We start from the raw sequence: 14204 nt of genomic DNA, 5'->3' as shown, positions 1-14204 counted from the left end.
GTTCAGCCTGGCTCAGGTCATTGTCCTATACCCTTTTATATACTCACCCATACAAAAAAACCAGGCATCTCAGCCTGGTTCATTCAACAACAACTATTTCTTCGCAGTAACCGTATCAAGCATATGATCCGCTGCTGTAATCTCCACGCCCTTGTAGTAATGCTTCACGATCTCCTGATAGTTCTTTCCTTCCTTAGCCATCCCGTTCGCCCCGTACTGGCTCATCCCGACGCCATGGCCAAATCCCTTCGTCGTAATCACAATGTTATCGCCCTTACGCTTCCAGGCAAAGTCAGACGAGCGCAGCTCCAGTTTTTCGCGGATCTCTATCCCCGATAAGACTTTCCCATTGAAATCGACCTTACCGACACGCTTGCCCGCCGTCCGGTCGACAATCTTGCCAATTGTCGATCCCGAACCAAGGTTCACACCAAGCCGTGTTTCAAACTCATGAACGGACATCACCTTTTGACTGTTATATTTTGGGGACTTTTTATCCCACGGACTGGATACACTTCTTAGATAAGGGAATTTCCCTTCCCAGACGTCTTCCGAATTTTCCGTATAGCCATTGCCTGTTGAGAAGAACAAAGCATCGATTGGCTTGCCGTCATAGGTCAAAATTTGTCCGGCTGTTGCCCGTACAGCATCTACGATCTTTTTCTTTTTCCATTCATAATTAGCGCCCCAGTCCCGCCTCTGCTCCGCATCATTCATATAAACCTGGTGGATTACGGTGTCAGTCACTTGAGCACCTTTTGGAACACCCAGCGTATCTTTATTAATTAATCGGTTGACGATATACGTTCTCGCTGTTAATGCCTGGGCCTTGAGTGCTTCATCTTTAAAATCCACTGGCATCTCAGCTGCCACTACACCAACGAGGTAATCTTCTAATTGGACACTTTCAATGGTTGATTTCGCAGTCGGGAATACAGCGACATCTACGGCAGGGTCAGTAGAAGCCGGCACTGCTTTTGCTTCTTTTACGGGGGTCTTAGTTAATTCCTCCCCTAACTTTCCGCTCGCGTGATGTTCATCAGAAAACGGTAAAACAAGGACTGCGGGAATAATCAAGGTCAAGGCAATAAGGACTGCTGCTGCTACGACGAATGGTTTGATTTTTATCATGATAGTGCCTCCAGTTTGCAAATTCACAGCCACACCAAATCATACCAAAGGCGGGATGCGTCTCAATTAATACATATGGAGGCGGACAAGCATTTATTACGGATTTTTTCATAAAACTGAACATGGTGTTAAAGATGGTGTCAGGCACCGCTCGTGGACAAATCGTGGACAAATGTCTTTTCCTGGTGCCTGACACCACCAAAAACCAAAAAACAAAAACCCGCTAAACGCAAAAAAGGCCCGATTCTACATCAGGGCCCGTTGTTTTGCGATTGCTCGCTATTACTGTAATTTTCCGCCTAGCTTGATGCGACGGAGAAATAAGATCCATGAAAACCTACGCATTCATATCCGATACAAGGTTTTGGACTTCTGTGAACGTTTCGTCTGCTTCGTTGATTCGTTCGATGTCGGCGCCTAGTCGTGCTAGTTTGCCGTGGAAGTCAACATAGCCGCGGTCTAAGTGTTTCAACTCAGTCACGCGTGTCATACCTTCAGATACTAAGCCAGTTAAAATCAATGCAGCAGCAGCGCGAAGATCTGTCGCTGATACTTCTGCACCTTGTAAATTGGAAGAGCCATTTAAAATAACGGAACGGCCTTCAATCTTGATGTCTGCGTTCATACGGCGGAATTCCTCGACATGCATAAAACGATTTTCGAAGACTGTTTCAGTAATCATCGAAGTTCCATTAGCACGAAGCAGCAATGCCATCATTTGTGATTGCATATCTGTAGGGAACCCAGGATGCGGCATTGTCTTGATGTCGACAGCCTTCAAACGATCGGTTCCGATGACACGAACGCCATCTTCTTCCTCACGAATCGTGATACCCATTTCTACCATTTTTGCAATCAACGATGATAAATGTTCAGGAACAGCGCCTTTTACCAATACATTACCACCTGTAATCGCTGCGGCTACCATGAAGGTACCAGCTTCGATTCGGTCAGGAATAATATTGTGGTCTGCACCAAATAACACGTTAACCCCTTCAATACGAAGAGTTCCAGTGCCGGCGCCGCGAACTTTAGCGCCCATTTTGTTCAAGAAATTGGCAAGATCCACAATTTCTGGTTCCTTTGCCACGTTCTCAATAATTGTCGTACCAACCGCAAGAGTGGCAGCCATCATAATATTTTCAGTGGCCCCAACACTTGGGAAGTCTAAATAAATCTTCGCACCTTGTAAGCGGCCGTTAACTTCCGCTTCAATAAAACCGTTGCCTACCTTAACCGTTGCCCCCATGGCTTCAAAGCCCTTGAGATGCTGGTCGATAGGACGGGATCCAATTGCACAGCCACCCGGTAAGGCCACACGAGCACGGCCATTACGAGCGAGTAATGATCCCATGACAAGTACAGACGCACGCATTTTTCGAACGTATTCGAATGGCGCCTCATCTTTTAACGCTGTGGATGCATCTACTACGACTGTATTGTTTTCAAACGACACTTCAGCATTTAGATTGCGTAAAACTTCATTAATTGTGTATACATCGGAGAGTGTAGGTACATCACGTAATACACTTTTTCCGTCACTTGCTAATAATGTTGCAGCGAGTACAGGCAGAACGGCATTTTTTGCACCTTCAACTTTAACCGTTCCATCAAGCCTTTTTCCGCCGCGGACGATAATCTTTTCCAAGAGTATTCCCCTCCGCGTCCATTTTCTCTATATTAATATTCAATCGTAATGATTGGTGTGCCAACTACGATGGTAGTCTTACCGCCCAATCCTTCGGAGCGTATGCCAATTTGTAAATTCATGTTCTCTCGTTGATTCTCTATGGAGCCTGTAAACATCGGCGAATTGGCCGAAACAGACATGAAAGTCTCCTCTTTTAACGCTTCGATTTCTTTTGCTTTAAATCTTGACATCATTTGATTCATAGTCTTAGGTAAAGACTTATCCATCTTATCACCGACTGTACCCTTCATACAAGAGAAAACTGTTGGATTTCCTCGAAATATGTCAGTTAGCCTAGTTTTAAATTGACTAGTAGTGAAAAAGGCCTTTGCCGCCGAATTCCACTCCTTACCAGAGGTACTATATACTATATACGCATTAACAGGTTGTTTTGTGTGGGTTGCCATAATTTGAAGCATTTCTTTGTGGTGTTTTGATGTTGGAGATACTGCTGTGACTTCCCATTTTTGGCTGGTATTTTTCACAGACCATTCCCAATCAGGAAACTTAGCTTGAAGCTTTTCAGCATAGTCCTTAACTTCCTGCTCACTTTTCATGTCAGCCAAATGCTCTCTTGCATAAAAAGTCCATTCATCGAGCAAAATATTTTCGGCTTGTAACATCGAGCCGATTTTTATTAAATCCATATCTTTTTCAAAAATAGAACTAGTCCCGCCGCCAGTTGCTTCACTTGTTTGGTTCCCCATAACAACCAAGATTAAACTTATTATGATAACTACGCTCAAAAAGATCTGACTCTTTCTCTTCATCTCTACTCCCCCTTACTACCATTGTTACCAGGTAGAGGAGTAGCATACTTGGGAAATGTCGTCACTTTTAGACAAGTTCTATGCTTTGATGTTATTTTTCCACACAAAGACGATTGTACTCAATTTCTGAACAAATAGAAACATGTATGAAGACCTAAATTTTTTCCAATTAGCTATTTTGCATAATCAAAGGCAGCTGCCTCGACCATTGGAGATAATCAAGGAAAAAGTTACTAACAGATGAACCGATGATTATGGCTAATAATATGTAAAGTAACCGCGCTTGAAATACATGGCCTGCTTTCAGCAATTGATCCAAACGAATCGCTTGCAAGGCCCACCAGGAAACCGCTATAAAAATTAAATGTGACACAATACTTAACAAAGCCATTTGCCCAAAATCATTTATCATCCTAGCCCCCCTTTTTTCACACATTGTTTATTCTATCACAAACTTCGCCTTAATAGTTTCCTTTTCTATCCATTTTTTAAAAAATTCCTTTTTAATAAAAAATTCGCCCTCCACTGCACGATTAGAAGGCGAATTTATTGGCTGACACGACCCCAGTTATTTAACTAATTTACCTGATTCCAAACCCTGCCGATGTTTAATGGTACATATACTTTCTCGCCGTGTATTTGCTTGTGCACGATCGGATTTTTAAAGTTAGTATCAAAACACGGTTCCTTTCGCATTTTGCGTCGTGCTCGGACATTTCCTCCAAAAAAATCAGCCAAATTCACTTTTGACATTTTCATCACCTTTACCCCTTTCAATTTGTTATATGTAAGAGGAAACAAAAGGAGAGCCTTTTGTTCCCCGCTTGAATTTTATTTTGCTGCCACAACCATGACTCTTCCTCGGTCTAATTCCTTTTCAAATTGTTGCGCTTCTGTATCGGATAATCCTAGAGATTCCATTTTAGAACGGAGCTCATCCCCGCGGGAACGAAATACATTTGCGATCGAATCAAAGAAGCCTTGTTCGTTTACCCCAATCTCATTAGTATCCAGCGCCTCCGACAAATCCTCAGAACGTTCTTTGCCGTGGGCCAATAAATAAACTTCATCTTTCGTAAATCCTTGATTTAATAATTGTTCAATTTCTTGTTTGGCTTGAAGACCATTCTCCACTAGTTTGACCTGTCTCATTCTAACTACCTCCTAAATAAATTTCGTTAGTAAGTTGAAATGCTACGTGATGTTAATTGGGTGTATAACCCTTTTTTTAAAAATGAAACCTTTATGCTGAAAAAATAATTTTTTTATCAAAAAAATGTTTGGCCATAGCAGGACCGGGTATTACATGACTAAGTTCCACATTACTTATAGGAAAGGGATGAATTTTCATGGGATTTATTTGGTCTTTAATTATCGGAGGAATCATCGGGTGGTTAGGAGGTCTCGTCATTGGACGTGATATTCCAGGAGGTGTCATTGGAAATATCATTGCCGGATTTATTGGTGCCTTTCTCGGTTCATTGATCTTAGGCGATTGGGGCCCTGAAGTCGGAGGATTTTATCTGATCCCGGCCATCATTGGTGCGATTCTTCTTACATTAATTGTCGGCTTCCTTATGAAAAGTATGAAACGGGCAGCTTAAATAATATGTTCACTCAGGGAGACTGCCGACACGCAGTCTCTTTTTATTTTTCACAAGAGAAAAAAACACCTCAAAAAACAAGGTGCTTCTGGTCTGACTCTATTTTAAAATAGCTCCTCTTCAGGTAGTGCCCACACTGACACACTTCCTCCATTAACAAGGAAAGTGGCAAATCCATCTTCTTCAATCTGAATATGCTCGTCTTTAGTTCCTGTGAGGTCCACCCATACTTCTCCTGCCCGATCTTCACCGACGAACATCCTTTTTTCACCATCATCCCGATTAGAAATGAGGACAGCACAGCCTGAACGCTCCAGTTCCTCTAAGCCACGACGGACCCAGCCAATCAAATTGGGATCATCCAAATAATCTTCTTGTNNGCAAACAGGAGGGGATCAATCGCTTCTTTTTTTCCTTCTATCGATTCCTCTCCTCCAATGCCAAAATAATCTCCATAAAATATACATGGATGACCATCCTTGCGAAGCAGGATCAGTGCATAAGCAGACTGCTTAAACCAATCCTCCACCCATGATTCAAGGGCTTCGTGTGGCTGGGTGTCATGATTATCCACAAAAGTGACCGCATGTTCTGGATTTGTTTGAACTAAAGTATCATCGAAAATCGTGGTCAGATCAAAATCCGCTCCAGCTTTTGATGCTTCATGGAATTTATAATGAAGGGTGACGTCAAATAACTGAAGCTTGTACTCGACATTTTCCAAAAACGTTTGGCATGCAGAAAGTTCCGGGACCCAAAATTCGCCTAGAAAATAAAAGTCATCTCCTCGCTGCTTCCTTACCTCATCGATAAATTTTTTAATGAAATGATAATCAATATGTTTAATCGCGTCTAAGCGGTAACCACTGCATTGTAATGTTTCAGCAAGCCAGTTTCCCCACTGGATCATTTCCTTTCGTACCTCTGGATGATGGTAATCAATATTTGCAAACATTAAAAAGTCGTAATTACCAAATTCATCATCGACATTGGTATTCCATTCTTTACCGTCTCCGACAATCCGAAAAATTCCCGTTTTCTCCGATTTTGCATCATAGTCAATGCCATTAAAATGTTCAAATCCCCATTTAAAAGCTGAGTACTTGTCCTTTCGTTTGGGGAACGTGAATTTGGTAAATCCCTCTATTTCAAACGGCTCAGAAATCTCTTCTGTTCGATCTTCCTGGCTCACTTCAATGACTTCAAATTGCTCAGTTTCATCCGCACCGCCTTTATGATTCATGACCACATCTACATAAACATGAATCCCATGAATAGACAATGCGGCTATCGCGTCCTGTAATTCCTGCTTCGTTCCATATTTCGTGCGGACCGTTCCTTTTTGATCGAATTCACCCAAATCATAAAGATCGTATACTCCATATCCCGTATCTTCTGCCGATTGACCCTTTGTTACGGGCGGAATCCACACTGAATCGATTCCTTTTCTTTTCAGTTCAGACGCCATCTCTTGCAGGCGATTCCAATGGGTACCATCTGCTTCAATATGCCACTCAAAAAATTGCATCATCGTATGGTTTCGTTTCATGGTTTTTCCCCCTTTTTCTTGGCCATTTTATAAAACTCCCGAAAATAGACGTGCAAAGGATTCCTTTACCTTTTCCGTGAACCCTCTTTTATAAAATTCCACTGGGCGGATTCTCAGACAATCCTTCAAGTCTTCCTGATAATGGGCCACTAGGTCTAGGATGGATTTCGCCCCTATTAAAAATAAATTCACCTCAAAATTGAGACGAAAGCTGCGCATATCCATATTTGCTGTACCAATCGTGGCGAGATCCCCGTCCACAATCATCACCTTCTTATGAAGGAATCCCTTTTGGTATGCATAAACCTCGACCCCGGCACGCAACAGTTCCGGTAAATATGAACGTGTCGCATATTGGGTGAGAAAACCATCATTGGTGTCAGGCACCATGATTCGTATCTGAATCCCTTTATGGGCAGCAATCCGCAGTGCGGTTCGAATGGCTGGATTGGGGACGAAGTACGGTGATGCAATCCAAATGGATTTGGTTGCACAGGAGATCATCGCATAATAATGGTCACTCATCCGTTTGGTTTCCGGGCCGGTGGCGACGACATGGACGAGACCATCGCTGGGAGCAGGTATTGGTTTCATATAGCGTTCATCCGTCACCAGCATTTCCCCGCTCACATACCGCCAATCTAATAAAAACACGGCATGTAAGGTTTGGACCGCTTCCCCTTCAAGAAGGACATGGGTATCACACCAGAATCCAAAATTCTCGTCTTCACCAAGATATTCGACTCCAATATTCAGTCCGCCGACAAATCCTACCTTCCCGTCAATGACAATGATTTTACGATGATTCCGAAAGTTAAACTTTTGATTAATCAGACCACCTTTTAATGGTAAAAAAGGCTGGACCCTGATTCCTGCATCCTTCATTCTTTTTATAGCGACGTTTGAAAGGGTAATACTTCCCACCGCATCGTACATCAAACGAACTTCTACCCCTTCTCGTACTTTATCGATTAAGATGTCGATGATCTCATTTCCTAGCCGGTCATCTCGGAAGATATAATATTCGAGATGGATAAAGTCCTTAGCATCGTGGAGTGCTTTTTTGATTTCTCGGAACGTTTCCTCGCCATTTTTTAAGATTTTGGTGAGGGTATTGGAATTCGTAGGTGTGGAAGTTGCCCGATCCAAATAGTGAGTAAAGTGATGCTGGTGATAATTCAATTGGGAAAAATCGATCTTTTCCCTTTTTTGGCTCATTCTTTCAAACACTTCACGATCCTTGATGCGCTTACTTTTAAAAAGATAGCCTTTTAATAATAATTGTCCTGAATAGACATAAATGATATAGCCGAGGATTGGGAGGAACACCAAAATATAAATCCACAACAGCGTGTTTTGTGCGGTCCGATTTTCCAGCATTAACGAAAATATCGTGATGAAGATCATTCCCACGTAGAGTACGATGGAAATCAGTTTCGACAGGAACGGAACGTTTGTAAAAAACACTAAATAGGCTAACGCAAACATTAAAATGATAAAGACCAATTCCATTCTCCGTGTTTTCATAGCATCGTTCTCCCCATAAATTTATCAAGATACCCTAATGGGGTAATACCCAATTTTCCGAAGTTTAATCATCCAGCTCATAAAAAAAGGGTGCCTGACACCCAAATGGGGTGTCAGGCACCTACGCTTTTCTGTATATTCGTTCATGTGGATTAAATTCTTGGTATTGCTTGCCCTTTGGCATGAACAGGATCGATTCTTTGCTGCCGAGGCCAATAAATCCTCCTTCAGCGAGGCTGTCATGAAATAGGCCATGGACTTTCTGTTGCAATTCGTTGTCAAAATAGATCATGACATTTCGGCATAAAATCACATGAAACTCATTAAACGAACTGTCGGCCACTAAATTATGCTGGGCAAAGGTAAGGTTCTGATCCAAAAGGGGTGAAAAATAGGCAAACTGATGATCTGTCGTGTAGTACTCGGAAAAGGCCTTTTTTCCACCGGACTTTAAATAGTTTTTCGTATATTGCTGCATCTTCTTGAGTGGAAAGGCTCCTTTTTGAGCAGCAGCAAGGGCTTTTTCATTTATATCGGTTGCATAGATGGTTGTCTTTTCCGCCAGCCCTTCCTCCAGCATCAGAATGGCCATCGAATAAACTTCTTCACCTGTTGCGCAGCCAGCATGCCAAATCCGAATCTCAGGAAGCTCACGCAATAATGGCACAACCTGGTTACGAAAGGCGGCGAAAAAAGTAGGATCTCGGTACATTTCCGTCATCCGAATGGAAAGATCATTTAATAATCGCTCCAAATATGCTTGATCGTGAAGCACTTTTTCCAATAAAGCAGTAATCGACGGAAGCCGCTCCGCCTTCATCCGATTCAAGACCCTTCTGGTTAAGGATGCACGGACATATCCCCTGAAGTCATATCCGTACATTTGATTTAGACCCTCGAGCAGCAAATTGATTTCAATATTCTGCAACTCAGTAGGCACTAGTGTTTCTGTGAATACTCTGGAATCTGCCGGGTTTACCGGGTTTACCGGGTTCACCGGTTTCACTGGGTTTGCTAGGTTTGCCGGGTTTATCGTGTTTGTCATGTTTATCATGTTTATCGTGTTTGCTGTGTTTGTCATGTTTATCGTGTTATTCGTGTTTATCGTGTTAATCCTTTTCGTCAATCTTGATCCACCTGCTCTGTCAGCCACACCCGCATCAAGGAGAATAGTTGATCGATATTTAATGGCTTCATAATATAATCAGAGGCACCTGCTTCCATACACTTATCACGTTCTCCTTTCATGGCTTTAGCGGTCAACGCAATAATTGGCAGACTTTCCATCTCCAGGTCATAGCGTATCGCTTTCATTGCCTCATAGCCTCCCATCACCGGCATCATGATATCCATGAACACCAGGTCGAAGTCGGCTTGTTCTTGTAAAATTTCAATGGCGCGCTTTCCGTTCTCAGCGACTTGAACCACCACTCCTTTTTTCTCAAGTGCCGTCACAAGCGCGTATACATTCCGGCCATCATCTTCGACAAGAAGCACTTTTTTCCCTTTAAACAGCCGTTCATCTGAGGTTTCCACTTCTGTTCGGTCGACGAATGGCGATTTTGTTTCTTCTATATATTCCGGGTCCTCAGTCATCTCACTAGCACTTACCGCCACTTCCTCCAGCGCCAGGACATTAATCAAATCATGGCTGACTGGCGTAAGTCGGCTCGGTATATATAAGGTGAACGTACTTCCCTTATCTTGTTCGCTTTCAACTTCAAGCAGCCCCCCAAGCAAACGGGTAAATTCACGGCAAATCGATAATCCCAGTCCCGTTCCGCCAAATTGCCTGTTCGTTGTCCCGTCGACCTGTTGGAAGGCATCGAAAATAATTTGCTGCTTATCTAATGGAATACCGATTCCAGTATCAGTGACAGCGATGGCCAGCACGTCGGCTTTCTCATGCAGGTCGGGTAGTTCCTCGACTTTTTCAAGCGGAGCAAGTTCAATTCTTACGGTGACGCCGCCCTGTTCCGTAAATTTGAAAGCATTGGATAATAAATTCTTTAAAATCTGCTGCAATCTTTGTCCATCCGTCGAAATGACAGGGGGGACATCCGGATGCGTGACCACGTCAAAGGTCAAATTCTTTTTTCTTGCAACGGGGTCAAACAGATTCCTTAATGTCTGAGGAATTTCTGTTACGTTCACTTCATCCGTCAAAATTTCGATTTTTCCCGCTTCAATTTTCGATAAATCAAGGATATCATCAATCAGCCGCAGCAAATCTCCGCCGGCCGTATGAACAACACTTGCGTATTCTTCTACTTCTGACATGGTTAACTCATTATTATTCTCCATCAACATTTGCGACAGAATCAGAATACTGTTCAATGGCGTACGCAGTTCATGGGACATATTGGCGAGAAAATCCGTCTTGTATTGTGAACTCATCTTCAGCTTTCCTGAATAGTCTTCTAATTCATCCTTCGCCTTTTTGAGTTCCAGCGCTCGTTGTTCGGCATATTGCTTTTCCATTTCCAAATATCCATTGGCCATTTGCAGCTGTTCTTGCTGCATTTGCAATTCTTCCGATTGCGCTTGGAGTTCTTCTGATTGCGCCTGTAGTTCTTCTGTTAGAATTTGCGATTCCCCTAAGAGCCTTTCCACTTCCATTCTTCCGGTCACATTGGTAATCGCTGAACCAAACTTGTCTTGCAGCAGATCGACTAAGGTAAGGTGCTGTGACAGGAATGGCTGAAGCGCAGCGAGCTCAATCACGGCCTCTACCTTGCCATCTACTAAAATCGGAGCAATTAATAGATTCCTTGGTGAAGAAGCACCTAGGCCAGAGGTTACTTTGATATGTTCCTCCGGCAGCTGGTCAATAAGAAAGATTCTTTTCTCGACAGCAGCCTGGCCGATCAGTCCTTCTCCCAATCGGAAACTCGCCGCAGCAGCGCCTCCATCTGCAACCGCATAGCCTGCCGCTTTGACGTAATAGACTTCGCCCCCTTCATTTTTGCGAAGATATACCACACCGAAAGAAGCTTGAAGTAATGGAGCCAGTCTTGAAATAAATGATTGCGTCAAGTCACTAATATCCGTAATCCCCTGATACAACGTTGAAATATCCGCCATACTTTTCTGAATCCAACTCTGTTTCTCCAAACTGCTGAGGAGACTGTTCATGGCCTCCGCAAGCTCCCGGGTTTCGTCACGCGTATTCACTTTCATCCGTGTCGTCAAGTCGACATCTGACTCGGAATCGGTGATCCCTTTAATCGTTTTTACTACCTGATTAATGGTTCGGACGATGGAATTAGACTGTAACATCGCCGCAATGATTGTGATGACTGTTATCAAACCTATCAACACGTACAACGTCACTTTTAAATTTTGATTGTTTTGTTTGAGTTGGCTGATCCTTTTCGCCATCATTTTCTTTTCACTGGCCATAAATGAAGCAAACTGGGTGCGGAGCTGATCGGTCATTCTCTTTCCTGTATTTTTCTTAAAATGTTCATCCAAGGCCGACTGATTATTGTTTTTTTTAGCATTAATGACATATTCCCCAGAGTTGGCCATCCAACTCATAATCAGCGGTTTAATTTCCTCCAAACTGCGTTGCTGCCTGCTGTTAGCGTCGAGCAGGGTATGAAGTTTATTGTAATTATCTAGCCAGTTTCGACTGCCTTGATTATAGGGTTCCAGATATTCCTCATTTCCGGTGATCGCATACCCTCTCATTCCGGTTTCCATGTCGAGAACATTTTTTTGAATTTGGTTCGTCAGGTCGTGCACCTCAATATCATGTCCCGATATGAAGTCCACCTCTTTCTGTAAATCTGCCATTCTATCAATCACAATGAGCAGGGATATCACCAAGCAAATCAAGATAGTAAAATATCCTGTAATGATTTTTGCACGAATGTTGTAGTTGAAGCCTTTTATTGTAACCGCCTCCTGGTAAAAGTGGTCTATTTAAATATCCTTATTCTAGCATAAGTCTAAATTCGTATCACCCAACTCGGAATTGAAAATTCCGTATCCTACATTCGTCAACACCTCTTATTACCCGTTTCTATCATTCTTGAAACCTCTTTGTAAAAAATTTTTTTCAAGGTTTCAATTAATGTACTCCGGGGTAAGGAATAGATATCAACACTATTCCAACAAACGGAGGTAATGAACATGGCAAAAGTGAAAGAAAAAAACAATGTAGTAACAGAGACTCTTAACACACAGGTCGCAAATTTCTCAGTGCTTTATATGAAGCTTCACCATTACCACTGGTATGTTAAAGGAGAGAATTTCTTCACGCTCCACCCAAAATTTGAAGAATTGTATAAGGAATCAGCACTACATCTAGATACCATCGCTGAACGAATGCTGTCGCTAGGGGCTTTACCAACGGCGACACTGAAAGAGCAATTACAAATCTCCTCCATCAAGGAAGCAGCCGGCGACGAAAACGCTGAGGGAATGATCAAGAGCCTGGCTAATGATTTTAATACGGTCTGCACCGAACTGACAGAGGGAATCAGTCTGGCTGAGGACAACGAGGATCAACCAACAGCAGATCTGTTCATAGCGGTTCGCACTTCCTTAGAAAAGCATAGATGGATGCTCGAAGCCTATCTGGCGGAATAGAATTAGACGGGTGTGGTGGGGAATTGTTCCCCTCTCCTCCTAAAAAGCTGGCGGGTTGGCACAATTAGTACGCCCCCTCCCAACCAGCACGCCTAACCAACAATTTTTCCAGCACCCCGCACCAATTAGTAAACAGGGTGTCAGCTCTTCCGCTGACACCCTTGTATTTTTTAAACGTTAGTCGAAATCATTACCAAGCAAAGGTCGTCCTTCGGAGCAGCGTGCGGCTCCATACTTGGCTGGAGCTGATGAAGGAACGAATCAGGATTGTCCATGTCTTTCTCTTGTAAGGTGCTGATGAGCCTAGCGATCGCATCCTCATAATCCTCCTCGAGCCATTCCGAGAGCCCATCGGTAAAGAGCAGCGTCCGCGCACCTTGCTTGTAAGGAATGACGCCTTTGGTTACATCGATATCCTCAAAAAAACCAAGGGCACAGCACCCGTCCGTCAGAAGTTTCACTTCATCATCGACGATTGCGATCCCCGCCGGATGACCAGCATTGACGTATTCGATCGTTTGCGTTTCAGTGTCGAGCACCAGGTAAATTGCAGTGAAATAATAGTTAATCAAATGATCTGGCATTTGCAGCTGATACATACGGCGATTCAGTTCCTTCATGACCTTCTCTGGATCAGACATCCCCGTAATCGTATCCTTCAATGCCGAATATATGTACATACAGACGAGTGAGGATGAAATTCCATGCCCCATCATATCAAGCAAAATTACACCATAACGATGTTCGCTGATCGGATACCAGGCATACAGGTCTCCAGCCAGCTCAAAGGAAGGCTTATAGATAGCAGAAATCGTAACATCCTCTTCTTCAATTGGATCACTAAGTATGCTTCCTTGCACCTGCTTAGCCAGGTCCAGCTCATATTGTAGCCGTTTATCTCTTTCCTTCCGTAAGTCCTTTTCTTGCTTTAATCGGAGGACGGAACGAATCCGTGCCAGCAGTTCCACTTTATTAATGGGTTTCAGGACATAATCGAGGGCACCTGCATCCATCGCCTCGGCCATTTTATTGGAATCTCCCATGGCTGTAACGAAGATGATCGGCAGGTCAGAATACCTCTCATCCGCAAGAACTGTTCTACACGCTTCCATTCCGTCAATTTCCGGCATCATCAAGTCCATGAGAATTAAATCGAACTGAACTTCCTCGGCATTTACCGCATCTAACTGCAAACACTGATATAATTCCTTGGCAGATGTCAGCAGAACCAGCCTATTATAGCCAGCCTTACGTAGAATTTTCTCGATAATCATTAAATTGGTTTGATTATCGTCAACCACCGCAATTTTCATGGCCATAGCGATCCCCCCCTTTCC

Annotated in this window: 12 protein-coding genes and 1 pseudogene; 2 read left to right on the top strand and 11 right to left on the bottom strand. The window is 43.2% G+C overall.

Annotated features, from left to right (window positions below; genetic code table 11):
- Positions 1-93: 93 nt before the first annotated feature.
- From spoIID to V7659_RS03530, 6 genes are all read right to left on the bottom strand, one after another.
- Positions 94-1131, bottom strand: a complete 1038-nt coding sequence (gene spoIID, locus V7659_RS03555; RefSeq protein ID WP_335538146.1) for a stage II sporulation protein D — start codon at positions 1129-1131, stop codon at positions 94-96.
- A 337-nt stretch (positions 1132-1468) separates the two neighbouring features.
- Positions 1469-2779, bottom strand: a complete 1311-nt coding sequence (gene murA, locus V7659_RS03550) for a UDP-N-acetylglucosamine 1-carboxyvinyltransferase (RefSeq protein WP_144550788.1) — start codon at positions 2777-2779, stop codon at positions 1469-1471.
- Between the two features lie 32 nt (positions 2780-2811).
- The gene (locus tag V7659_RS03545; RefSeq protein WP_335538143.1) at positions 2812-3591 is read right to left on the bottom strand and encodes a YwmB family TATA-box binding protein; all 780 of its coding nucleotides are present in this window, start codon (positions 3589-3591) and stop codon (positions 2812-2814) included.
- Positions 3592-3760: 169 nt separating this feature from the next.
- Positions 3761-4003 carry a DUF1146 family protein gene (locus V7659_RS03540; RefSeq protein ID WP_144550790.1) on the bottom strand — a complete coding sequence of 81 codons (243 nt, stop codon included), beginning with the start codon at positions 4001-4003 and terminating at the stop codon, positions 3761-3763.
- A gap of 164 nt (positions 4004-4167) precedes the next feature.
- Positions 4168-4350, bottom strand: a complete 183-nt coding sequence (locus tag V7659_RS03535; RefSeq protein WP_335538141.1) for a hypothetical protein — start codon at positions 4348-4350, stop codon at positions 4168-4170.
- Between the two features lie 72 nt (positions 4351-4422).
- The gene (locus tag V7659_RS03530; protein WP_144550792.1) at positions 4423-4743 is read right to left on the bottom strand and encodes a general stress protein; all 321 of its coding nucleotides are present in this window, start codon (positions 4741-4743) and stop codon (positions 4423-4425) included.
- A gap of 197 nt (positions 4744-4940) precedes the next feature.
- Here V7659_RS03530 and V7659_RS03525 point away from each other — a divergent pair, with 197 nt between their 5' ends.
- The gene (locus V7659_RS03525) at positions 4941-5195 is read left to right on the top strand and encodes a GlsB/YeaQ/YmgE family stress response membrane protein (protein ID WP_335538140.1); all 255 of its coding nucleotides are present in this window, start codon (positions 4941-4943) and stop codon (positions 5193-5195) included.
- A 104-nt stretch (positions 5196-5299) separates the two neighbouring features.
- Here V7659_RS03525 and V7659_RS03520 read toward each other — a convergent pair.
- From V7659_RS03520 to V7659_RS03505, 4 genes and pseudogenes are all read right to left on the bottom strand, one after another.
- A pseudogene (locus V7659_RS03520) lies at positions 5300-6744 on the bottom strand (alpha-amylase).
- A gap of 27 nt (positions 6745-6771) precedes the next feature.
- Entirely contained in the window at positions 6772-8271 is a 1500-nt protein-coding gene (gene cls, locus V7659_RS03515) for a cardiolipin synthase (RefSeq protein WP_335538139.1), read from the bottom strand.
- A 121-nt stretch (positions 8272-8392) separates the two neighbouring features.
- Positions 8393-9397 (bottom strand): CheR family methyltransferase, encoded by a 1005-nt coding sequence (locus V7659_RS03510; protein ID WP_335538138.1) that lies wholly within the window; start codon positions 9395-9397, stop codon positions 8393-8395.
- Positions 9394-12069: a CHASE3 domain-containing protein gene (locus V7659_RS03505; protein ID WP_335538137.1), complete on the bottom strand. Its 2676-nt coding sequence runs from the start codon at positions 12067-12069 to the stop codon at positions 9394-9396. The genes V7659_RS03510 and V7659_RS03505 overlap by 4 nt, the downstream gene beginning before the upstream one ends.
- 339 nt (positions 12070-12408) lie before the next feature.
- Between V7659_RS03505 and V7659_RS03500 the strand changes: the two genes are divergently transcribed.
- Positions 12409-12867 (top strand): Dps family protein, encoded by a 459-nt coding sequence (locus tag V7659_RS03500; RefSeq protein ID WP_335538135.1) that lies wholly within the window; start codon positions 12409-12411, stop codon positions 12865-12867.
- Between the two features lie 170 nt (positions 12868-13037).
- Here the strand turns inward: V7659_RS03500 and V7659_RS03495 are convergent, their stop codons facing one another.
- Entirely contained in the window at positions 13038-14180 is a 1143-nt protein-coding gene (locus V7659_RS03495; RefSeq protein ID WP_420491266.1) for a PP2C family protein-serine/threonine phosphatase, read from the bottom strand.
- Positions 14181-14204: the final 24 nt, after the last annotated feature.

This window comes from Neobacillus drentensis (genome assembly GCF_036966985.1).
Taxonomy (GTDB): domain Bacteria; phylum Bacillota; class Bacilli; order Bacillales; family Cytobacillaceae; genus Neobacillus; species Neobacillus drentensis_E.
Note: the sequence above shows the minus strand (reverse complement) of the source record. Positions and strands in the feature narration are given on the sequence as shown.

Bases quoted from the DNA above. Each gene is read 5' to 3' on its own strand.
- V7659_RS03540 (WP_144550790.1), bottom strand. From the start codon at position 4,003: ATGATAAATGATTTTGGGCAAATGGCTTTGTTAAGTATTGTGTCACAT.
- V7659_RS03535 (WP_335538141.1), bottom strand. From the start codon at position 4,350: ATGAAAATGTCAAAAGTGAATTTGGCTGATTTTTTTGGAGGAAATGTC.
- V7659_RS03500 (WP_335538135.1), top strand. From the start codon at position 12,409: ATGGCAAAAGTGAAAGAAAAAAACAATGTAGTAACAGAGACTCTTAAC.
- V7659_RS03545 (WP_335538143.1), bottom strand. From the start codon at position 3,591: ATGAAGAGAAAGAGTCAGATCTTTTTGAGCGTAGTTATCATAATAAGT.
- V7659_RS03530 (WP_144550792.1), bottom strand. From the start codon at position 4,743: ATGAGACAGGTCAAACTAGTGGAGAATGGTCTTCAAGCCAAACAAGAA.
- cls (WP_335538139.1), bottom strand. From the start codon at position 8,271: ATGAAAACACGGAGAATGGAATTGGTCTTTATCATTTTAATGTTTGCG.
- V7659_RS03525 (WP_335538140.1), top strand. From the start codon at position 4,941: ATGGGATTTATTTGGTCTTTAATTATCGGAGGAATCATCGGGTGGTTA.
- V7659_RS03495 (WP_420491266.1), bottom strand. From the start codon at position 14,180: ATGAAAATTGCGGTGGTTGACGATAATCAAACCAATTTAATGATTATC.
- V7659_RS03505 (WP_335538137.1), bottom strand. From the start codon at position 12,069: ATGGCAGATTTACAGAAAGAGGTGGACTTCATATCGGGACATGATATT.
- spoIID (WP_335538146.1), bottom strand. From the start codon at position 1,131: ATGATAAAAATCAAACCATTCGTCGTAGCAGCAGCAGTCCTTATTGCC.